The organism is Microcoleus sp. Pol1C5, from assembly GCF_036701115.1.
Lineage (GTDB): Bacteria > Cyanobacteriota > Cyanobacteriia > Cyanobacteriales > Microcoleaceae > Microcoleus.
On record NZ_JAUBQE010000022.1, the window covers coordinates 88,848 to 109,784 of the forward strand.

Genomic DNA, 20,937 nt, shown 5'->3' on the forward strand with positions numbered 1-20,937 from the left:
GGTTTAAACCCCTGGCGGTTTCTGGCGGGTATGCAGCTACAACCTATACCGCATCCCAAACAATCAACTGAATCGGCGTAGGATTGTAAGCATTGCAAGGATTGTTCATTTGCGGGCAGTTAGAAATAGCAACCAGCGCGTTCATTTCGGCTCGCAAATCAACTGTACTTCCCGGATCGGAGATGCCGTCAACAATTTCAAGCGTGCCATCTTCGCTAACCGGAACATTCATAAAGAAGTTGATATTGCTGACTAAATCTCGCTTGCCCAAACCGTGGGGAAGAATTGCGGCGAGGAAATTTTCAACACAGGCGTGCTGGTATTTTTTATCTAGCCCAAACCGCACCGAATTGCTCTCGCAGCTACAGGCGCCACCGGAGGTATCGTGCCGCCCGCAGGAGTCAGCAATTATGGTCATCATGGCTCGCCCTTCGTTGGAAATGAGTTGGCTGTTTGTAGTGACAAAGATGTTGCCTTGATTGACGATCGTATCGGGGGCGCTGTAGCGTTCGGAAGGGTCATCGGCGTTGTAAACTAAAAAATCTACTGCTTGATTTCCGCCTAAATCTACAATGCGGAGAATCTGTCCTTTTTTGATGACGCGAGACCAGGGATGTCTGGCTGGTAAAACTTCGTTATAAATTGCAGTTTTTGGATCGAGAATTTGTTGGGTAGTTGCAGTCATGGTTCACTTTTTGTGATTGAAGTGCAGAATTTTTTACGACAGATTGATGCGGGCTAGATTGAGTTGTGTAATCGGGGGTTTATTGCACGAACAAAGCATCGGTGTTAGTGAACCCGCGCACGGCTTCCGGGTTGGCGGTGCGGCACAAGTCGTCTGGTGCGGGTGCGGGGGTTTTCACAATCTGAATTTGGATGGGTTTTGGATCGTAAATTGAAGCCGGATGCAGGATGTGGGGGCAGTTAGATATAACGGTCAATACGTTCATTTCGGCTCGCAAATGGATAAAACTACCCGGTTTTTCGCAGCCTTCGCGAAACTCCATCGTGCCGTCTGGTTTGACGGCAATGCGAGTAAATAAGTTGAGGTTGGGCATGATATCTTTTTTGCCCAATCCCCACCGAGTTAGGGCTTTGAGGAAGTTGTCGCGGGAGTTTTTCCAGTCTCCTTCGCCGTATTTTTTGGCATTGCTAACGGCGTTGCTGCATCCTCCTAGCAAATCGTGACAGCCGGAGGTGTCTTGGGTGATAGAAAATAGGATGCGTCCCATGTCTGTGTAGATCGCCATGCCTTGTTTGAGAAAGGCGTTGAATTGAATTTTGGCGGTGTCTGCTGCGTTGAAACGTTCGATCGCATTGTCGGCGTTGTAGCACAGCATGGAAACGCCGCGAGAGCCTTCTAAATCGGTGATTCGCAGGGTGTTACCCCGCTTGATGACCCCCGACCAGTACGCGCCGCCCGGTACGGTTTCTTGCATTAATACGAGGCTTGAATCGATTTCTGAGTTTGTGTCGATCGATGATAGTTGCACCATAAGTTCCTCTTGATGTATTTGGGGGGGTCAGCGAAACCAAACAATAGTATTCTGTAGTGGCAAAACTCACCCTCTCCCAAAGTAATATTTATCTCCACTGATATCTTGCACGATTCTAAAGAACGGGCAAGATGCCCGTTCCACAATAAAATTGAGTTTTGTGGAACGGGCATCTTGCCCGTTCCTAAATAGGTAATTGAAAAGGGTGCAAGATGTTAAGTTTCCACTTACTTAGGTTGGCCGTTGTACTGTTGGCGCGGGTGCAAAAAGTGCAACTACAAACCTATTTCTATTTAAGCAGCCATTGCAACTGCTTCCTGTCCGTGTTTCCGCATTAAATCCATGAGTTCGTCGCGGTAATCGTGGAATTTGGCGTGGCGTTTAACGCTGGGAGTGCGATCGGGCAAATTAATCGACATTTCCTTTCTCACTGTACCTGGACGAGCGCCCAAAGCATAAATCCGATTGGAAAGAAACACCGCTTCTTCGACATCGTGGGTAATCATAAAGATTGTAATCTGAGTGCGGCGCCACAAATCGAGCATAAATTCGTGCATCGATTCTTTAGTGTGGATATCCAATGCGCCGAAAGGTTCATCCATTAATAACACTTTAGGTTCAGAAGCGAGGGCGCGGGCGATCGCCACCCGCTGTTTCATCCCGCCCGACAATTCCTTCGGCAGCGACGAAGCAAACTGCGTCAATCCTACCACATTCAAATAATAGCTCGCTTGTTCGCGCCGCTTTTTCTTGGACACGCCTTGAAGTTTGAGGCCAAACTCGGCATTTTCCTGCACGTTCATCCAAGGATAAAGAGTGTAATGCTGAAATACCATACCTCGATCCGGCCCAGGTGAAACAACTTCTTTGCCATCAATTTTCACTTCCCCTGTTGTCGGCTTGTCCAATCCCGCAATCTGCCTCAACAGAGTTGATTTGCCAGAACCCGATGCGCCTACCGCGCAGATAAATTCGCCTTCCTTAATGCTCATATTGATGTCCTTGAGGACAACTAATTTACCCTTTTTCGTTTCAAAGTTTTTGTGCAGGTTGTTGATTTGCAGAAACATGAGTTTATCCTCTGTATTGTAAGTAAAAAATTGATTTTTTCATTCCCAAAATCGGTAAATTTTAGGACTAAAAACGATATCTTGCCGGGGTTTGAATCTTAGTTTACACCACTGCCTTCTTCCCTCTTCGTTCTTCCTTCTTCCTTCTTACTTCAACATCTGCTTACTGTTTCTGACTTGACCATTTACAAGAAACCCGCAGCAGATATTGAAAAAGCAAGTCAAAAGTCAGTCCGATCGCCCCAATGACAATCAGCCCCACAAAAATTTCATCGGTTCGGAGAAATCGACCTGCGACGCTGATCCGGCGACCTAAGCCTTCGGTGGCGGCAATCAATTCCGAGACGATTACCAATTGCCAAGCCGCAGCTAGGTTGATGCGGCTAGCATCAAGAATTCCCGGCAAAACGTGGGGAAAAATAACTTGAGTTAGGATTTCCCAGCGATTCCCGCCCAACATATAAGTAGCTTCTATCAAGTCTTTGGGAACAAACTTGACCGTATCCATCACCATCAGCGAATTGAAGAAAAAGACGCCGATAAATATCAGCGTTATTTTGGGTTCTTCGCCTATTCCCAAGTAGAGAATTAATAGGGGAATGAACGCTGGTGCGGGCATATATCGCATCAAGCCGAACATGGGTTCCAGCAAGGCGCGAATACTGGGAAAACTGCCCATCAGCACGCCAATTGGTATGGAAAAAACCAAGGCGAACAGAAAGCCCACTCCCACCCGCCACAAACTCGCTACCGTGTCTTTTAAAAGTTCGCGAGTGTTCCACAGCCGACCAAATGCCTCTACAACTTTGCCGGGTGAAGGCAAAAATTTGGGGTCTACGTTGGCGAAGGTTGTTACTAGCCACCATAGCAGCAGCGGCAGTGCGATCGATGTTACCGTTAACCCAATATTGAGGGGTTGTGGTATCTCTTCCGCAATCCGCCAGAAAACGGTGGGATTTAGGCTTTTTTGCTTGAGGTGGGATTGGATCGATCGCGGATCGGGATTTGGTGGCATGATTTAATTGCAGAACAGTTGAACGAGTAATTGAAGTAGCTTTTGGCGATTATAAAAAGTATTTTTTTTTAGGTTTCTTGTGTCTGCACAAGCGTAAATTATGCCTTTTAGCTTTTACCTTCTGCATAAGCTTTGATAAAGCGATCGTCAAATAATGTACTGATATCTGGTTGGGTTTTGGCTAAATTTACATCGACGAGGAATTTCGTCATTTCTGCCGCGGCAAACTGCAATGATGTCATGTCATTTCCCGGTTGAAAGGCTTTCAAGTTTTCCTCAATCGTAAATATCTTAGTGCCATTTTCATATTCTTTGTATTCCTCAACGCTAACTCCGGCGCGGTTGGCTAGAATTTCGTAAGATTTCTCTTTATTTGCTTTCATGTATTCCAACGTTGCAAACCATGAGTTGACCAGGGCTTGCACTCGATCTGGGTGTTCGCCGATAAACTTTCGCGTGAATACCAAATGGTCGGAAATCGCCCCCGGAAAATCTTTGGAACTAAACAGTTCCTTGCTGTTCGAGCGTTTTAATGCTTGCGTGGTAAACGGCGCAAATACTGCCACCGCATCGACTTGCCCTCCCACGAAAGCCGCCGCAGCTTTGCCAGTTTCCAGCGGTACAAATTGAATATCTTGCACTGATAAGCCTGCTTTTCTCAGCCCTAACAACAATAGAAAGTGATCGACTGTACCTTCCTCGGCTGCCACTTTTTTGCCTTTCAAATCGGCAACGGAATTGATGCCTTCGGCGACAATCACTTTGTCATTTCCCGTCGAGTTGTCGTTGACTAAAACAATTACTTGGTCGGCACCGCCCGATATGGAGTTTACGGTATCGCCGAGGGTTTGGCTGTTAGCATTTATCTGTCCTGCTGTGAGGGTGCTGATGGATTCTAAGTAGCCGTCAAACCATTTTAAGTCTACAGCAACATTGTTGGCTTCAAATATCTTTTGTTCTTTGGCAATTTGCCAAGGAAACCAGCCGGGCCACGCGCTGAATCCGAGGCTAACTGCATCAGCGCTTACTGAAGAAGCTGCTTCGCTTTCTGTCGTAGTTTTGATATAAATTGCCGGGTTGACGCAGCCGACAGCGAAAAACAAGGTGATGAAAAATAGGGCGCAGTAGGATAAGGGCGATCGCGTTATTTTTGGGGAGCAATATCGGATATTCATAGCATATTCTGGTGGCTGGTTAGAGGTGAATATGTCGATCGAGCTTTTGCACCTTCTTCGGCTTCCTTAGCTTCTGCAAACCCCCCTGATATACAAGGATAAAGCCCGAGAGCTAACGAACCGAGTCTTGATGACCGATCGCGTTTCTCCCGGGCTTTTATCCCGCCGTGTAACTGGCTAGTGTTTCCCTAAAATTAAGAAAATATTGGGAGAACCAGTCTGCTTCTCTCGGACCAGCACTTGAACTTTCTAAGCTGAGTTAGAAACTAAGTCAAATCGGAACCCTAGAAGCGGTTAAATTTTTAGTTTTTTGTCTGTATAAGTCCTGTTTGCAACCCAAGGAGTTATTCAAGACTGTCCGTAACAGCAATGCACTTAGCTTTTTGAAAGGTAAGCATACTGTAGTTTGCAATCTTACTAGATTGCTACGTTTCAAACGGTAACAGCAAACTTGATACGAAAATGTGTAAGATGTTACAAAAAACAGTTTTTCTCGAATTTGTAAAATTAAAATTTTTGGAAGATTAAACCAGGCGATGAGATGGCGCGATTGGAAATCGGGAAGTTTACCTGTACAAAAAGACGAAACCCGCAAGGTCAGGGTTGAGTATTTATTGAGGAATACTTCGACCCCTAGACTAAATGCAAGTGCGATCTACAATGCGGTAAAGTAACCTGCTATTTTGAATTAACGATCGCCCAGCAAAGCCTGTAAAATCAATTGTTCAATCTAAAATCTAAAATCTAAAATCTAAAATCGACTGACGGTGCATTATGGAAAAATTTAACTACAGCAACAGTCTCGACATTCATTCGCTGCTCGATCGCTACCGCACTGGCTCGATCGCGCCTGCAGATGTAATCGCCAGCGTGTACGATCGGATCGAGCGCTATGCAGATCCGGCGGTATGGATTTATTTAGCACCGCTGGCGGAAACCCTCGAACGCGCTAAAGCTTTGGAAAACCTAGATCGGGAACAATTGCCGCTTTACGGGATACCTTTTGCGATCAAAGATAATCTCGATTGGGCGGGCGTTCCCACTACGGCGGGATGTCCGCAGTTTGCTCGCACTCCAGCGCGATCGTCCGCAGTTGTAGAGCGTTTGTGCGCGGCAGGTGCGATCGCGATCGGCAAAACAAACATGGATCAGTTTGCCACAGGATTAGTGGGAACCCGCACGCCTTATGGAGTTTGCCGCAATCCCTTCGATTCGCGCTACATTCCGGGCGGCTCGAGTTCCGGTTCCGCAGCAGCAGTCTCGGCCGGATTGGTGAGTTTTGCTCTGGGTACCGATACCGCAGGCTCGGGGCGGGTTCCCGCTGCTTTTACCAACATTGTCGGGCTGAAGCCAAGTTGCGGCTCGATCGGCACTCGCGGCCTGCTGCCGGCGGTGCGATCGCTCGATTGCGTTTCTGTGTTCGCTCTCACCTGTGCGGATGCAGCCTCCGTGCTGCAAGCAGCCAGCGGTTTTGACGCTGAGGATGCGTTTTCTCGCCACCCTGAAACGAAAGTTTTGCCGGATTTATCCAGCTTGCGAGTGGGAGTTCCCGGAGACGGCGAACTCGAATTTTTCGGGAATGCAGAAGCCGAACAGCGCTACCGAGATGCGATCGCGCGCTTGCAATCTTTGGGCTGCACGATCGCACCTATTGACTTCAAACCCTTTGCGGATGCTGCCGAACTGCTCTACGGCGGCCCTTGGGTAGCAGAAAGGTTGGCCGCGATCGGCGATTTCCTCGACGCGCACCCAGATGCGATCGATCCGATCGTCTACGAAATTATCAGCGGTGGCAAACGCTACGATGCTGTCTCAGCCTACCGCGCGTCGTACCGGTTGGCCGAGCTCCGCCAGCAAGCAGAAATTCAGTGGCAGTCAATGGATGTGTTGGCGGTGCCGACGACAGGCACTATTTATACTGTCGCAGAAGTTGCAGCCGAGCCGATCGCGCTCAACACCAATCTGGGGCGCTACACAAACTTTGCGAATTTGCTCGATTTGTGTGCGATCGCAGTTCCCAGCGGGTTTCAAAGCAGCGGATTGCCAGCAGGATTGACACTGATGGCTCCTGCGTGGCACGATTTATCGCTCTGCAGCCTGGGAGCTGCTTTCCACGCTAGCTTGGGGGGAACTATGGGCGCAACCAACCTACCGCTGCCAACCATCCCGGAGCCCGCTATCGCAGCCAAACATTCGTCAGAAGAACGAGTCAAAATAGCCGTGGTTGGCGCTCATTTGAGCGGTGAGCCGCTGAATTATCAACTAATCGAGGGGGGAGGATTTTTGGTTCGCGCCTGCCGTACCAGCCCGATTTACAAGCTGTACGCTTTGACGGGTACTGCTCTGGGCAAGCCGGGATTGGTGCGTCAGATAGAGGGCGGTAGCGCGATCGAGGTGGAAGTTTGGGAGTTGTCGATCGCGGCTTTCGGCGGATTTGTCGCTAAAATTCCCCCGCCGCTGGGAATTGGTACGCTGGTGTTGGAGGACGGCTCCACGGTGCAGGGCTTTTTGTGCGAATCTTATGCTGTGGCGGATGCGATCGATATTTCTCATCTCGGCGGTTGGCGAGCTTATAACTTCCGGTTTTAAGCTAAGTTAGAATGGCAAATTTCTACCCATCTTCAGAATCATGCCATCAGCAGTGCCAATTCGACCAATTCCCGTCACCACCCCAACCCCCACCGGCGGCGGTACCAGTCCCGGAGGGGCACCTGGCGGCACTCGCGGCACCAGCGGCCCCGACTCCCTCAGAGGTACTGCGGGCGCTAACTTGATATTTGGTTTGGGTGGCCCTGACAGCATTTTGGGCTTAGGCGCAGACGATTCCCTCTACGGCGGCGACGGCGATGACTCACTGCTGGGCGACGTTGGCAATGATTTGCTGTTCGGCGGTGCCGGCCGCGACAGCGTTTTGGGCGGCGCCGGCGGCGATACTTTCTACGGCGGCAAAGGTTCTGACTCCATGCTGGGCGACGATGGCAATGATTTGCTGTTTGGCAACCAAGACACCGATACTTTGTTGGGAGGCGCGGGCGATGACACGCTTTTTGGGGGTGCCGGCGATGATTCGCTGTTTGGTGGCATCGGCAATGACTGTTTATCGGGCGATCGCGGCCTAGATACTTTAACTGGCGGCGCCGGAAACGATACTTTTGCGATCGGGCGTTTGGCAGACGGTGATGTGATTACAGACTTTACAGATGGTATCGATCAAATTCGCTTGACAGCCGGCCTTACTTTTGGCGAACTCACCATTTCCGCTGGGACCGGAACTTCCCCGAGTACAATTATTCAGCTTACAAACACCAAGGAAACTCTCGCTACTTTATTCGGAGTTGCCCGCGGTTCTATCAGTCAGGCAGACTTTATTCTTTAATGGGTAATAGGGAATTGGGAATTGGGTTGGCGGATACTTTGTAGTTTTAAGTTTTGAATGTTGAACTTTTTAACTCAAAAACGCTTTCCCGTTGCGAATAACGTTAGCTTTCGCGATGCGAAGGAAAGCAATCTCAAAACTTTTCATCTTCTTTTTTCCTGCTTCCTTCTTCCCTATTCCTGACATCCGTTATATCCGTTACATCCCGTACATTGCTCGTTGCCGAACTTCCTAATGACTACTGACGGTTTTCTCAATCTCAACAAACCTGCAGGCATGACCTCTCACGACTGCGTGGGGCGAGTGCGCCGGCTATTGAAACTCAAGCGAGTCGGACACGGAGGAACCCTCGATCCTGCTGTGACTGGTGTTTTACCGATCGCCCTGGGCAAAGCAACCAGACTGCTGCAATATCTCCAACACAATAAAGCTTACCGAGGTACGATTCGGTTGGGCTTAACTACTGCTACTGACGATTTAGAAGGAGAAATTATCCATTCTCGACCGGTGCCAGAGTTGAGTTTGGAAAAAGTGCAAGCTGCACTGCCAAAATTTATAGGAAAAATTGAGCAGTTTCCACCGAGTTTTAGTGCGGTTCAGGTGGGAGGAAAACGCCTTTATGAGTTAGCTAGAAAAGGCGAAACTGTGGAAGTTACTGCTAGGAAGGTCGAGGTTTTTCGGCTGGAAATCTTAGATTGGCGACCGGGGGATTTTCCTGAATTGGATTTGTCGATCGCCTGCGGGGCGGGTACTTACATTCGGGCGATCGCGCGGGATTTGGGTGCGGTGTTGAATACAGGCGGCACTTTGGCTTGTTTGACTCGCACCGAAAGTAGCGGTTTTTCGATCGAGGAAAGCCTCAGTTTTGAACAATTGGAACTGCTATTGCAGGAAAATAAATTCTCCCCCATTTTGCCATCAGCGGTTTTGGGACATTTAGGGGCGATCGTCCTTTCCCCTGAATATACCAAACGCTGGTTTCAAGGACAGCGCCTCCCGATTCCCGAAACGCCGATCGGGGGAGAGGAGAAAAGTACGAACAATCCCCCCGACAACCCAATACTCCAACCTCCCTATCCGTTGCAGGTGTACGATCGAGACGGTAATTTTTTAGGTATCGGTCAAGTAGCGAACTCAGAGACAAGTACCATATTATCTCCTCAAATTGTGCTGTAGCTATCTAAAATAAAAACGAAAATAGGTATAATTGGTACTGGAAAAGTTAACGGAACTCTAACCGCTAGGAATGCTTTCGATTCACCTAGCTTACAGCGGTACGGGACGAGATTTTGCTATTAATTTAATCAATCGCTGAGGTAAAAATTGTGAAAATATTGCTGATCGGATTAATCCGAGGCTACAAAATGGGGATTTCTCCTTACCTGCCTAACGCCTGTAGATTTCAGCCAACTTGTTCGCAATACGCGATCGAAGCAATAGAAAGATTTGGGCCCGCCCGCGGCGGTTCGATGGCAGTTAAGCGGATTTTGCGCTGTCATCCTTTTCATCCAGGGGGTTACGATCCAGTACCTCCCAAAGATAGCGATGGCAATTAGTTATTAGTTAGAAGACGGATTTTAGTGATTAGTTAATAGTGTAAAGAGGCGTGGCATCCTACTGGCTAAAACTACCGAGGGGAATCAGTCCCTGATGGGGTTAAAGTCGAACAATTAGTGGTTTTTATTAACCCAAATTCAGTAATATCACTGTTATCTTTCAAAACTCAGCAGCTATATAATGGTACAAACAGAGTACAGGGGATGCGAGTTGATATGTCTGCTACCGCAATCGGATACAAAATGTTGTCCCATACTCTGGCTGTACTCAGCCAGAAACAAGCAACGGGGAAACTGGTGTTAGAGCAAGGGGAACAACAGTGGCAGCTTTACTTTTTTCAGGGTAGCTTGGTGTATGCCACGGGAGGGTCGCACAGATCGAGGCGCTGGTACAGGGCGATCGGGCAACACTGTAGAAACTTTCATGTGGATCTCAGAGACCTCGATGCTGGAGAACTGTGGGAATATCAACTGCTTCAGCGAGGGATAGCAGCCAGCGAAATGAGTCTGGAACAAGCTAGGGCGATCGTCCAGACCAGCCTTTCCGAAGTGTTATTTGCTCTGATCGGTCAATCGGGTTTGCGCCGGGAGTGGCGTCCGTCCCAGAAATATTTTTCTACAATTACCTCTTCTTTGCTGCTGTCTTTAACAGAAGTAGAGAAAGTTCTGTGTTGTACAGAAGAAATTTGGCAGAAGTGGAAAGCAATGGGTTTGTGGCTGGTAGATCCAGAACAAGCACCGCTTTTAAAACCGTCGGCTCAGTTGCAGCAAAATCGATTTAGTTCTAATTCTTTGATCGCTTTGGGTAACGTATTCAACGGCGAGAATACTCTTTGGGATATAGCATTTAAGAAAAAGCAGTGCGTGACAGTGGCAACTCGCGCTTTAGTTAATTACATCAAGCAGGGTTTAGTAAATTTCCGAACAGTACCAGACTTGCCGTCGCCTATAGAACAGTGGCGCCTGGCCGCAGCTATTGCAGGGCCGGGTCGCCCTTTGATTGCCTGTATCGATGACAGTCCGACAGTATGCGAATTTTTAGAGCAAATTTTGTTGCCGGAGGGATATCGAGTCCTAAAAATTCAAGACCCAATGCAGGGAGTGGGTATCCTTGCCAAACAAAAGCCTGCTTTAATTTTTATGGACGTGGTGATGCCGAAGACAAGTGGCTTTGCTTTGTGCAATTTTTTGCGGAAGACACCGGCTTTTCGGGAAACTCCGATCGTGTTTTTGACGGGTCAAGACGGTATAATTGACCGCACGCGAGCGAAATTGACAGGTGCTTCGGATTTTTTGAGCAAGCCAGCCAATCCCGAACAGGTTTTGCAAATAGCTGACAAGTATTTGAAGGTAAAAGGCGATCGCTACCCTTTCGCAATTCGCCCCCATGATTTACTGAACTCGCACCAACTTTCCTTGGCAAATTCTTGACCCCAAATTAATGAACACAAGAAGCCCTTACAGGGTGCGTCAGTTCCTGACGCACCCTAAGCTCATTGTAAAATAGAGACGCAATCGAATTTAAGATAATTAATTATGAATAATGTTACGATCAATCGCACCCCGCAGGTGAGCGTAGTAATTCCGGCTTACAACTGCGCTGCTTACGTCGGCCAAGCCGTAGATAGCGTTCTCCACCAAACGTATACTAACTGGGAAATTATTGTCGTAGACGACGGGTCCAGAGACGATACCAAGTTAGTTTTAGAGAAATATGGCGATCGAATTCGCTACATTTACCAACAAAATCAAGGAGTTTCGATTGCCAGAAATCACGGCATAGAGCTAGCGCGAGGAGAATTTATCGCCTTTCTTGATGCTGACGACTACTTTTTTTCCGACAAATTAGCAGCACAAATGGCTGTATTTGCAGCGCGACCGAATTTAGGAATAGTTCACAGCGGCTGGCGTCTAGTTAATAGTATAGGCGAACCGCTAAAAGATGTCAAACCCTGGCTAAATGTCCCTAAATTAGACTTAGAAATGTGGCTGCGGTGGAAACCAGTATTACCCAGCGCGATGGTATTTCGCCGTCAGTGGTTAGAGCACGCCGGCGGATTTGATCCTCGATTTCCCCCGGCGGAAGATACAGATTTAGTGCTGCGTTTAGCCTTAATGGGATGCGAAGCAGAGTGGTTGCAGCAAGTAACTGTTTGTTACCGCCAGCACGAACAAAGCGCCATGTACAAAGGTTTACCCCAGGCTAAATCCCTCGCCGCAGTCATGGACAATTTTTTTGCCCGCCCCGAGTTGCCGGATAAAATACGTTTGTTAGAAAAGCAAATCAAGTACAGTACCTTAGTTTGGATTGCTTGGTATTTGTACCGCACCGGTCATTCTGTTGAGATGGTAGAGTTTTTGCAGCGTTCTTGGAATTATACGCCTTATTTGCCTGTGGAAACAGTAATTAATTGGGCGGAAGCTTTCGCCGAGTTTTCGCAGGATGCGGGAAATGAATTCGATGCTGATTTATTAGCTCAATCTTCCGAGTGGCAGCAGTTAATGCAGTGGACTATTCTCGGTACGCCAGCTTGATTGTGTTGATAGTCGATCGAGCTTGTATGTCATTTCTGGTTGATTCATGATAGTATAAGTTGCGCGATCGTAAAGGCTGGTTTTACCAACCATCTATAGCGCTTTTCAGCGAGGTGAGATACACTTAATTGTGCTCATCAAGGATATATTATGTGGTGCTGATCTGTAGGTGCGAAATTGTTAGATGCTCGATGACACTTGCAGATTGTTTCGTGCGACGCACCTTACCCTACTGGTTTTCTAGGAAGTTAGGTATATAGGACTTACGCAACTGGCACATTAAACAAAGGTATGTAGTTGCGCTTTAGCGCTCTTCTCTAAGTTAACAGCGCTGAAGCGCAACTACATACCTAAATTTCAACCCCTATTTGTGACAGTTGGCTTTAGTCCTAATGGGGTAAGTATCGGGAGTTCTGAGTTGGATATTCCCGTCAATTCCTAATCCTGAACAGGCGTCGATATTGGTAGTCTCGATCGGCTTATTTGAAGGTTTTTTGGACTTTTTATAAGTCTTTCAGTGTCATCCTAGGGATTATTCCTTGGCAGAAAAGGAGTTGCCGCAGCTACAGCTTTGGGCGGCATTGGGATTGTGAAATCGGAAACCTCCGCCCATCAAGTCTTCTGAATAATCCAAGGTGAGCTCATTGATATATTTTAAGTGCTGGGGGTCGATCGCAACGGAAATTCCCTCCGACTCGCATACAGCGTCTTCTGGGGCTGGCGCATCGTCAAATGCCATTGTATAAGACAAACCGGAGCAGCCGCTCGATTCCACGCCCAGACGAAATAAAGCATTGGGGTTCGGATGCTTCGACTTGAGGCGTGTTACTTCTGTTGCTGCTGTTTTGCTCAGATGAATCATTATGAGTAATTGGTAATTGATAATTGGTAATTGGGAAGTAATGTTGAGTTTTGAAAATGTAGAATGTGCCTAGGCGTCTACCTTACCCGGAGAATGTAAAGTGCGCCGGGCCGCGCACCTTACCCCTATATTTTTAGCAACGTGAGTTACTTAGCCTTTTCATTACGAGCATAATCGTCTTGAAAGCGGATAATATCATCTTCTCCCAGATATTCGCCATTCTGCACCTCAATTAAAACCAGGGGGATAACTCCCGGATTTTCCAGGCGGTGAGAAGTGCACTGAGGAACGTAGGTAGACTGATTTGTAAACAGAACTTGTTCAGTTTCGCCACAAGTAACTTTTGCAGTACCTGAAACCACAATCCAGTGTTCGCTGCGGTGGTGGTGCATTTGCAGGCTGAGGCGGTGTCCAGACTTAACTTCGATCCGCTTAATTTTATATCCTGGGCCTTCTTCTAGAGTGGTAAATGAGCCCCAAGGCCGCAATTCTGTAGCGGCTATTGCGTTGGGTGCTGCAGGTGCGTGCAGGGTAGATACTTGAGAAATTTCTTGAATCTGAACCATGATTTTCACTCCTTGAGGATTGCTTGCTGAATCCTTTGGTAAACGACGTTGTTTTTTTGAGATTAACTAATCTATAGTTAAAATCGAAGCCCACCTGCGGGGACTGGTTAGCCGACTGTAGAGTTTTGCAAGAGTTGTGCTCAGCCCGATCGACTTGCCTTAACAACCATAGCAAAACCAACATAGCTGTTGTCACCTGGTATTTGCTCGATCGCCCCAATCTACATCAAATCTTCATAGAAAGGGCGCTGGTTCTTGAATATTGATTAAAGGTGAATCCTAATCCAGCTCTTGAGACTGCTGTTGCAAAACTTCTAGCATCTGGTTAGAGACCCTCTGGGATGAAACCTGGTTGAATAGTTAGACTTGAATAAGTTTGGCTAAGTTCTGTGAAGCATTGATAAGTGAACCGAATGTGGTAGAGTTTTTTCAATTCTGCAACCAGGGTGGGAGAAAGCGGCCGAAAGCTATCTAACCAGGCTTTGAGTCGATCGACTTTTTGCAATTTTTCAGAAATACTCATTACTGTTGAGAAGGCAAAATGCTGGTGGAGAATGTCACCCAGACGCTGAGGATACAGTCGCATTAACAATGCTATAAACTCATTTCTCAAGAACAGGCTTTCCGGCCTGTTCCACAGAGAGTAAATTTTGTGGGCTGGGCCGGAAAGCCCGCCCTTGAAAAGCTTATTAACAAGGGTGCAAGATGTGAGTTAGTATCGGAATTACTCATCTCTCTTCTCTTCTTCTGCGCTCTCTGCGGCCTCTGCGGTTTAATAATTCACATAATCGAAGAGTCTTTAAGCATAAATCTTTAACTTCCGGGTTCCCTAGTTAAGTTATCGGCTTTAACTATTTTTTTACTCGGATCGAATAAGCTTTGATTTTTGGGTACATCTACCCAATTGAGTAGATCCACATATAATACATGATACTAGAGCGATCGGCATCCCATCCTCTACTCTAGATCAACATCTTTTCGCCACTTTGACAGGAGCATCAAAATGAACAGCAACGGACTGCCACAAAAGCAAGGTCTGTACGATCCGCAGTTCGAGCACGACGCTTGCGGAGTCGGATTCATCGTACACATGAAGGGTAACAAATCCCACGAAATTGTCGAGCAGGCACTGACAATCCTCTTGAACCTCGACCACCGGGGCGCGTGCGGCTGCGAACCCAACACCGGAGACGGGGCGGGGATTTTGATGCAGGTACCCCACAAGTTTCTGAAGAAAGTAACAGCGGCCCTAAACATCGAACTTCCCGAAGCCGGCGAGTACGGCGTTGGCGCGATTTACTCGTCGCCAAATCGAACTGAACGCGAAAACGGCCAACGCATTTTTGAGGAAATCGCGGCAGAAGAAGGCCAGGAAGTGCTGGGCTGGCGCGATGTGCCCACGGACAACTCGTCCCTCGGCGACACCGCCAAATCTAGCGAACCCTTCATGCAGCAAGTGTTCCTCCGGCGGGCCGCAGGTATCGATGAGGCGGCTTTCGAGCGGAAACTGTACGTCATCCGCAAACGGGCTCACAATGCCATCCGCAGGACTAACACAGACCCATACTGGTATAATTCCACACTCTCCTGCCGGACGATCGTCTACAAGGGTATGTTAATGCCGGTGCAAGTGGGAGATTACTATCCCGAACTCCACGATCCCGACATGGAAAGCGCTCTAGCCCTGGTTCACTCGCGCTTCAGCACGAATACTTTTCCGAGTTGGGAACGATCGCACCCTTACCGCTACATCGCTCACAACGGCGAAATTAACACGATGCGCGGCAACATTAACTGGATGCACGCGCGGCAATCGCTGTTCGAGTCGGAACTATTCGGCGATGACTTAAAGAAAATCCCCAATTTAATCAATATCGAAGGCAGCGACTCGACGATTTTTGACAATGCTTTGGAATTGCTGAATTTGGCCGGGCGTTCTTTGCCGCACGCTGTAATGATGATGATTCCGGAACCTTGGACAGCCCACGAGTCCATGAGTGACGAGAAAAAAGCTTTCTACGAATACCATTCTTGCTTGATGGAACCTTGGGACGGCCCGGCTTCGATCGCCTTTACCGATGGTACTTCGATCGGGGCCGTGCTCGATCGCAACGGTTTGCGCCCTTCCCGCTACTGCGTTACCAAAGACGACTTGGTAATTATGGCATCGGAAGCGGGAGTTTTGCCGATCGCCCCAGAACGAATTGTATCAAAAGGTCGCTTGCAACCGGGGCGGATGTTCCTGGTAAATACCGAGGAAGGCCGCATCGTCTCTGACGAGGAAATTAAAACCAAAATCGCCACAGAACACCCGTACCGCCAGTGGATCGACCAGCACATGGTTGAAATCGCCAAACTCAAAGATGCGCCGACATTGCCAGAATCTCATCCCGAAACATTATTGCAGCGGCAAATGGCCTTTGGCTACACCTTTGAAGAACTGCGGTTGCTGTTAGCGCCGATGGCGAAAGATGGCGTGGAAGCTGTCGGCGCGATGGGTGCGGATACGCCGCTGGCGGTGCTTTCCAATCGCCCAAAACTGCTTTATGAATACTTCCAGCAGTTGTTTGCTCAAGTTACCAATCCGCCGATCGATTCTATCCGCGAAGAAATTGTAACTTCTGCCGAAACTACGATCGGCGCTGAACGCAATTTGCTCAAACCGGAACCGGAAAGCTGTCATTTAATTGAACTGAAAACGCCAATTCTCAGCAATGAAGAATTAGCTAAGCTCCAACACGTAAATGAGGGCAATTTCAAGTCCATCACCGTGCCGATTTTGTTTGACCCCAAAAGCGGTGTAAAAGGTCTAGAACAGGCGTTAGAAGAGGTTTTTGCAGCAGCAGACAGCGCGATCGCATCCGGGGTGAATATCCTCATTTTGAGCGATCGGGGGATCAGTCCAGACAAAGCCCCAATTCCGGCGCTGCTGGCAGTTGCGGGCCTGCACCACCACTTGATCCGCAAAGGTACGCGGACGCGGGCGGGACTCGTGCTCGAATCCGGCGAACCGAGGGAAGTGCACCACTTTGCGACTTTAATCGGCTACGGCTGCGGCGCGATCAATCCGTATTTGGCCTTTGAGACGATCGCCGATTCGATCCGCGAAGGATTGCTGCTAAATGTCGAGTACAAAACAGCGTGCAAAAACTACATCAAAGCCGCCACTAAAGGCGTGACGAAAGTTGCCTCGAAAATTGGGATTTCCACAATTCAAAGTTATCGCGGCGCGCAGATTTTTGAGGCGATCGGCTTAAACAAATCTGTAGTCGATAAATACTTTGCTTGGACGGCCTCGCGGATAGAAGGTGTAGACCTCGAAGTCATCGCCCAAGAAGCAATTTTGCGCCACAATCACGCATTCCCCGATCGCCCTTCCAGCGGACATACTCTCGATGTGGGCGGCGAATATCAGTGGCGGAAAGAAGGCGAGGCGCATTTGTTTAGTCCGCAGACAATTCACGCGCTGCAAAAGTCGGTGCGCGATGGCAGTTATACGCTTTTCAAACAGTATTCTGGGCTGGTAAACGAACAAAACCAGCAGCATTTTACCTTGCGCGGTTTGTTGCAATTCAAACAGCGGGAATCGATACCCATTGAGGAAGTTGAACCGATCGAATCTATTCTCAAACGCTTTAAAACTGGGGCGATGAGTTATGGTTCGATTTCTAAGGAAGCCCACGAATCTTTAGCTGTGGCGATGAACCGCATTGGTGGCAAATCGAACACGGGTGAAGGCGGCGAAGATCCCGATCGCTACACTTGGACGAACGATCGGGGCGACTCGAAAAACAGCGCGATCAAACAAGTTGCTTCCGGCCGTTTCGGCGTTACCAGCTTGTACCTTTCCCAAGCGCGGGAACTGCAAATCAAGATGGCCCAAGGCGCGAAACCAGGTGAAGGCGGACAGTTGCCCGGTAAAAAAGTATACCCGTGGATTGCCAAGGTGCGGAACTCGACTCCGGGTGTGGGTTTGATTTCGCCTCCTCCTCACCACGACATTTATTCGATCGAAGATTTGGCCGAATTGATTCACGACTTGAAAAATTCCAACCGGGAAGCGCGGATTAGCGTGAAACTCGTGTCGGAAGTTGGAGTCGGGACGATCGCGGCCGGGGTTGCGAAAGCCCACGCCGATGTCGTGTTGATTTCCGGCTACGACGGCGGTACCGGCGCTTCGCCGCAAACTTCGATCAAACACGCGGGATTACCTTGGGAATTGGGACTGGCGGAAACTCACCAAACTTTGGTACTCAACAATCTCCGCAGCCGGATTGTGGTGGAAACTGACGGTCAAATGAAAACCGGCCGCGATGTAGTAATTGCTGCACTGCTTGGCGCTGAGGAATTCGGTTTTGCGACCGCGCCGCTGGTGACATTGGGCTGCATCATGATGCGCGTTTGCCACCTGAACACTTGCCCGGTGGGCGTTGCGACGCAAGACCCGCTGCTGCGGAAAAACTTTACCGGCGACCCAGAGCACACGGTAAACTTTATGACCTTCGTCGCGCAGGAAGTCCGGGAAATTATGGCGCAGTTGGGCTTCCGCACCCTGAATGAAATGGTGGGGCGGACTGATGTTTTGGAAGCGAAACAAGCTGTGGAACACTGGAAGGCTAAGGGTTTGGATTTCTCCAAAATCCTTTATCAGCCGGAGGTTGGGGCGGATGTCGGGCGCTACTGCCAGATGGCGCAGGATCACGGTTTGGAAAAGTCTCTGGACATGAGTGTACTGCTGGATTTGTGCAAAGGTGCGATCGAAAATGGCGAAAAAGTACACGCCAAACTGCCGATTACCAATGTCAACCGCGTTGTCGGGACAATTCTCGGCAACGAAATCACCAAACGCAACTGGGAAGGTTTGCCGGATGACACGGTGCACCTGCACTTCCAAGGCAGCGCTGGGCAAAGCTTTGGGGCTTTTGTGCCCAAGGGTGTCACCCTGGAGCTCGAAGGCGAAGCTAACGACTATTTGGGCAAAGGGCTCAGCGGTGGCAAAATCATCCTATATCCGTCGCCAGATTCTACCTTCGTCGCAGAAGAAAACGTAATTGTCGGTAACGTAGTGCTTTACGGCGCGACATCCGGCGAGGTTTTCATCCGAGGGATAGCGGGCGAACGTTTTGGGGTGCGTAACTCCGGCGTGAATGCAGTAGTTGAAGGTGTGGGCGATCACGGTTGCGAGTACATGACTGGCGGCAAAGTTGTAGTTTTGGGCCAAACCGGGCGCAATTTTGCAGCGGGTATGAGTGGCGGTGTTGCTTACATTTTGGATGAAGCGGGCGATTTTGCTACTCGCTGCAATATGTCGATGGTGGATTTGGAAAAATTGGAGGATGTTGAGGAAATTAGCGATTTGCGGCAGTTAATTCAGACTCATTTTGATTTGACTGGAAGTGCGAAGGCATCGAAGGTTTTGGCAGCGTGGGACTCGATGGTGCCGGTGTTTGTGAAGGTGATGCCGAGGGATTACAAGCGGGTGTTGCAGGCTATTGAAAGGGCGATCGCATCCGGTTTAAGCGGTGATGATGCGCTGACGGCTGCGTTTGAAGAAAATGCTCGCGATGTCGCTCGGATTGGCGGTAGCTAGGGTTCGGCGGTAGAATTCTACTCATGTAGCAAGGGGCTGTAAGCCCCTTGTCCGAGTTCCTACACACTATGCAATGGAATATCTAATTTTTAGAGAAGCCGATCGAGATGACATAGAGGCGATCGTCAATATTCACAACTCTCATGCGCGCGGTCAAAATACGTCGATCGAGCGCGGTTTTTTGCTAACACAAATTACTGAAGATGAGATTGTCCAAAGCTTAAATAGTTCATGCAAATATTTTGTGTCAGCTAAAACCGATGGGGAAATTGTGGGATTTGTGGCTATATCACAACCCAAAATATCTGATGAAATCTTGGATAAAATTATCTGGAAAGATGTGGCTTTTAAGAAAAGAGTCACCAGCGATCGGCATTTTTATCTCGAAAGAGTAGCAACAAAGTTAGATTGGATGGGTAGAGGTGTTGCTCGATTTATGTATAAAGAAATTTATCAAGTTTTTCCAAATTCATTTATTTCGCTGTTTATTGTTACCCGCCCCATAGCTAATAATCGTTCACTAATATTTCACAAAAAACAGGGGTTTGAACAAATAGGAACTTTGCAAATTGACCTATTTCTAGATTTACAAAATTATGAAAGTATTTTGCTGTTTAAAGAAACTTGAATTTATTATGAGTGAGTCTCCCAGCAGAAGCCGACCTCAATCGATCCTAACAGGAATTACCAGAAGCGAGCTGGGGGGGTGACAAGGATGGCTAGGAGCTAGACTGAATCTGACTTATAGCCCTCATCCCCTGTTGGTAAAAATAGCGCTTTTGAGGAGTTAATGTCATTAACTCTTGAATTGCTTCGGAGTATTTGTCCAGGTATGTTAGCCAGTATTGGCTATCATTACCACTACCCCATGTACTCCGTCTTGCATCCTTTCTCTTGGACTCTTGAGGGCGAACAATATACTTTTTGACTGTTTTCATTTTCAGGTTTGTTCCTTGCACGATCGCACTACTGTAGGCGAGTGCTATTAATAAAAGTAGGGTGATTAATCTTTGACCTTTTAAGCCTGTACCCTCTAAATAATAGCCTCCACTTTTATAATCGCGGAACATTTCTTCAATTCCCATCCGCTTCTGATAGGCAGCGATCGCTTTCTTGAGCGAGCCTAGGTTTGTCAGAATAAACCAACCCTCTTTAACCGACACCCCTCGATATTTTCTCTTCCACTTACAAGCAATATCAAATCCCTCGATAGGTTGAGTTTTTCGGACTTTGACTCCTGATAAATAAAGAGAAATTCCGGGAAGCAATCCGACCTCTTTCAACGGTTCCCAAATCTCTGGCTCGGTTTCGATACAGAGAGAGCATTTTAACCTCAAACAAAAATGTAGATGCTTCTCTCTCAGCCAGTTAGCTAGCTCGACGCCTGCAAAATTCTCGGTCTCCCAGTACTACTACTTGATAATCTTTCAATATTGGTAAAATTTCTGCGATCGCATCCTTTTGCTCAGCTACATTGCTGCTTCCTAGTTTTGGTAACAGCGACCAGGATAAAGGGATAGCTCTTTTCTCCCATACCAGAGCGAGCGTGAGTATGTTGATACAGCCCCATTGGGTGCGATCAATAACAATTGATAAAGTCTGACCCACTTGGCAATAAGTAGGGCTTGCTGAATAATTAGCTAAAAGGTTTATACAGCAAGGCTTAGGGGATAGGGCGATCGAACAGATCGTGCAA

17 protein-coding genes, 1 pseudogene and 1 riboswitch are annotated in these 20,937 nt (G+C 48.2%); of the genes and pseudogenes, 8 read left to right on the plus strand and 10 right to left on the minus strand.

Going from position 1 to position 20,937, the window contains the following annotated elements; translation table 11 throughout:
* Positions 1-43: 43 nt before the first annotated feature.
* The 5 genes from QUA23_RS14280 to QUA23_RS14300 all read right to left on the minus strand — a co-directional run bounded on the left by QUA23_RS14280 (position 44) and on the right by QUA23_RS14300 (position 4,756).
* Positions 44-685 (minus strand): urea amidolyase associated protein UAAP2, encoded by a 642-nt coding sequence (locus QUA23_RS14280; RefSeq protein ID WP_333075013.1) that lies wholly within the window; start codon positions 683-685, stop codon positions 44-46.
* 79 nt (positions 686-764) lie between these two features.
* Positions 765-1,496 (minus strand): urea amidolyase associated protein UAAP1, encoded by a 732-nt coding sequence (locus tag QUA23_RS14285; protein WP_333075015.1) that lies wholly within the window; start codon positions 1,494-1,496, stop codon positions 765-767.
* 293 nt (positions 1,497-1,789) lie between these two features.
* Positions 1,790-2,566 carry an ABC transporter ATP-binding protein gene (locus QUA23_RS14290; protein ID WP_333075017.1) on the minus strand — a complete coding sequence of 259 codons (777 nt, stop codon included), beginning with the start codon at positions 2,564-2,566 and terminating at the stop codon, positions 1,790-1,792.
* Positions 2,567-2,729: 163 nt separating this feature from the next.
* Positions 2,730-3,581: an ABC transporter permease gene (locus QUA23_RS14295; protein WP_333075018.1), complete on the minus strand. Its 852-nt coding sequence runs from the start codon at positions 3,579-3,581 to the stop codon at positions 2,730-2,732.
* A 107-nt stretch (positions 3,582-3,688) separates the two neighbouring features.
* Positions 3,689-4,756 carry an ABC transporter substrate-binding protein gene (locus QUA23_RS14300; protein ID WP_333075020.1) on the minus strand — a complete coding sequence of 356 codons (1,068 nt, stop codon included), beginning with the start codon at positions 4,754-4,756 and terminating at the stop codon, positions 3,689-3,691.
* Positions 4,757-4,900: 144 nt separating this feature from the next.
* A riboswitch (guanidine-I (ykkC/yxkD leader) is annotated at positions 4,901-5,055 on the minus strand.
* A 475-nt stretch (positions 5,056-5,530) separates the two neighbouring features.
* Here QUA23_RS14300 and atzF point away from each other — a divergent pair.
* The 6 genes from atzF (at position 5,531) to QUA23_RS14330 (ending at position 12,223) form a co-directional block, all read left to right on the plus strand.
* Positions 5,531-7,345 (plus strand): allophanate hydrolase, encoded by a 1,815-nt coding sequence (atzF, locus tag QUA23_RS14305; protein ID WP_333075022.1) that lies wholly within the window; start codon positions 5,531-5,533, stop codon positions 7,343-7,345.
* A 40-nt stretch (positions 7,346-7,385) separates the two neighbouring features.
* A complete protein-coding gene (locus QUA23_RS14310; RefSeq protein WP_333075024.1) occupies positions 7,386-8,132 on the plus strand; it encodes a calcium-binding protein in 747 nt (248 codons plus the stop codon).
* A gap of 234 nt (positions 8,133-8,366) precedes the next feature.
* Positions 8,367-9,308, plus strand: a complete 942-nt coding sequence (gene truB, locus QUA23_RS14315; RefSeq protein WP_333075025.1) for a tRNA pseudouridine(55) synthase TruB — start codon at positions 8,367-8,369, stop codon at positions 9,306-9,308.
* 149 nt (positions 9,309-9,457) lie between these two features.
* Positions 9,458-9,688, plus strand: coding sequence for a membrane protein insertion efficiency factor YidD (gene yidD / locus QUA23_RS14320; protein ID WP_333075026.1), 231 nt, complete (start codon positions 9,458-9,460; stop codon positions 9,686-9,688).
* 216 nt (positions 9,689-9,904) lie between these two features.
* Complete coding sequence (locus QUA23_RS14325; protein ID WP_333075028.1) at positions 9,905-11,119, plus strand: response regulator; 1,215 nt, start codon at positions 9,905-9,907, stop codon at positions 11,117-11,119.
* A gap of 105 nt (positions 11,120-11,224) precedes the next feature.
* Positions 11,225-12,223, plus strand: a complete 999-nt coding sequence (locus QUA23_RS14330; protein ID WP_333075030.1) for a glycosyltransferase — start codon at positions 11,225-11,227, stop codon at positions 12,221-12,223.
* A gap of 532 nt (positions 12,224-12,755) precedes the next feature.
* Here the strand turns inward: QUA23_RS14330 and QUA23_RS14335 are convergent.
* From QUA23_RS14335 to QUA23_RS14345, 3 genes are all read right to left on the minus strand, one after another.
* Positions 12,756-13,085: an iron-sulfur cluster assembly accessory protein gene (locus QUA23_RS14335; RefSeq protein ID WP_333075031.1), complete on the minus strand. Its 330-nt coding sequence runs from the start codon at positions 13,083-13,085 to the stop codon at positions 12,756-12,758.
* A 146-nt stretch (positions 13,086-13,231) separates the two neighbouring features.
* Positions 13,232-13,651 carry a cupin domain-containing protein gene (locus QUA23_RS14340; RefSeq protein WP_333075032.1) on the minus strand — a complete coding sequence of 140 codons (420 nt, stop codon included), beginning with the start codon at positions 13,649-13,651 and terminating at the stop codon, positions 13,232-13,234.
* Positions 13,652-13,976: 325 nt separating this feature from the next.
* Entirely contained in the window at positions 13,977-14,237 is a 261-nt protein-coding gene (locus QUA23_RS14345; RefSeq protein ID WP_333075033.1) for a hypothetical protein, read from the minus strand.
* A gap of 417 nt (positions 14,238-14,654) precedes the next feature.
* Between QUA23_RS14345 and gltB the strand changes: the two genes are divergently transcribed.
* Both gltB and QUA23_RS14355 read left to right on the plus strand, forming a co-directional pair.
* Entirely contained in the window at positions 14,655-19,241 is a 4,587-nt protein-coding gene (gltB, locus tag QUA23_RS14350; protein WP_333075034.1) for a glutamate synthase large subunit, read from the plus strand.
* Between the two features lie 73 nt (positions 19,242-19,314).
* Positions 19,315-19,869, plus strand: a complete 555-nt coding sequence (locus tag QUA23_RS14355) for a GNAT family N-acetyltransferase (RefSeq protein ID WP_333075036.1) — start codon at positions 19,315-19,317, stop codon at positions 19,867-19,869.
* Between the two features lie 91 nt (positions 19,870-19,960).
* On the opposite strand, the gene QUA23_RS14360 is transcribed toward QUA23_RS14355, so the two are convergent.
* Positions 19,961-20,578: a hypothetical protein gene (locus QUA23_RS14360; RefSeq protein ID WP_333075037.1), complete on the minus strand. Its 618-nt coding sequence runs from the start codon at positions 20,576-20,578 to the stop codon at positions 19,961-19,963.
* Positions 20,579-20,609: 31 nt separating this feature from the next.
* Positions 20,610-20,937, minus strand: a pseudogene (locus tag QUA23_RS14365) (hypothetical protein); the annotation flags it as partial.

Excerpts from the sequence above, each read along its gene's own strand:
- QUA23_RS14280 (WP_333075013.1), bottom strand. The coding sequence starts at position 685 with ATGACTGCAACTACCCAACAAATTCTCGATCCAAAAACTGCAATTTAT.
- QUA23_RS14285 (WP_333075015.1), bottom strand. The coding sequence starts at position 1,496 with ATGGTGCAACTATCATCGATCGACACAAACTCAGAAATCGATTCAAGC.
- QUA23_RS14290 (WP_333075017.1), bottom strand. The coding sequence starts at position 2,566 with ATGTTTCTGCAAATCAACAACCTGCACAAAAACTTTGAAACGAAAAAG.
- QUA23_RS14295 (WP_333075018.1), bottom strand. The coding sequence starts at position 3,581 with ATGCCACCAAATCCCGATCCGCGATCGATCCAATCCCACCTCAAGCAA.
- QUA23_RS14300 (WP_333075020.1), bottom strand. The coding sequence starts at position 4,756 with ATGAATATCCGATATTGCTCCCCAAAAATAACGCGATCGCCCTTATCC.
- atzF (WP_333075022.1), top strand. The coding sequence starts at position 5,531 with ATGGAAAAATTTAACTACAGCAACAGTCTCGACATTCATTCGCTGCTC.
- QUA23_RS14310 (WP_333075024.1), top strand. The coding sequence starts at position 7,386 with ATGCCATCAGCAGTGCCAATTCGACCAATTCCCGTCACCACCCCAACC.
- truB (WP_333075025.1), top strand. The coding sequence starts at position 8,367 with ATGACTACTGACGGTTTTCTCAATCTCAACAAACCTGCAGGCATGACC.
- QUA23_RS14325 (WP_333075028.1), top strand. The coding sequence starts at position 9,905 with ATGTCTGCTACCGCAATCGGATACAAAATGTTGTCCCATACTCTGGCT.
- QUA23_RS14330 (WP_333075030.1), top strand. The coding sequence starts at position 11,225 with ATGAATAATGTTACGATCAATCGCACCCCGCAGGTGAGCGTAGTAATT.
- QUA23_RS14335 (WP_333075031.1), bottom strand. The coding sequence starts at position 13,085 with ATGATTCATCTGAGCAAAACAGCAGCAACAGAAGTAACACGCCTCAAG.
- QUA23_RS14340 (WP_333075032.1), bottom strand. The coding sequence starts at position 13,651 with ATGGTTCAGATTCAAGAAATTTCTCAAGTATCTACCCTGCACGCACCT.
- QUA23_RS14345 (WP_333075033.1), bottom strand. The coding sequence starts at position 14,237 with ATGCGACTGTATCCTCAGCGTCTGGGTGACATTCTCCACCAGCATTTT.
- gltB (WP_333075034.1), top strand. The coding sequence starts at position 14,655 with ATGAACAGCAACGGACTGCCACAAAAGCAAGGTCTGTACGATCCGCAG.
- QUA23_RS14355 (WP_333075036.1), top strand. The coding sequence starts at position 19,315 with ATGGAATATCTAATTTTTAGAGAAGCCGATCGAGATGACATAGAGGCG.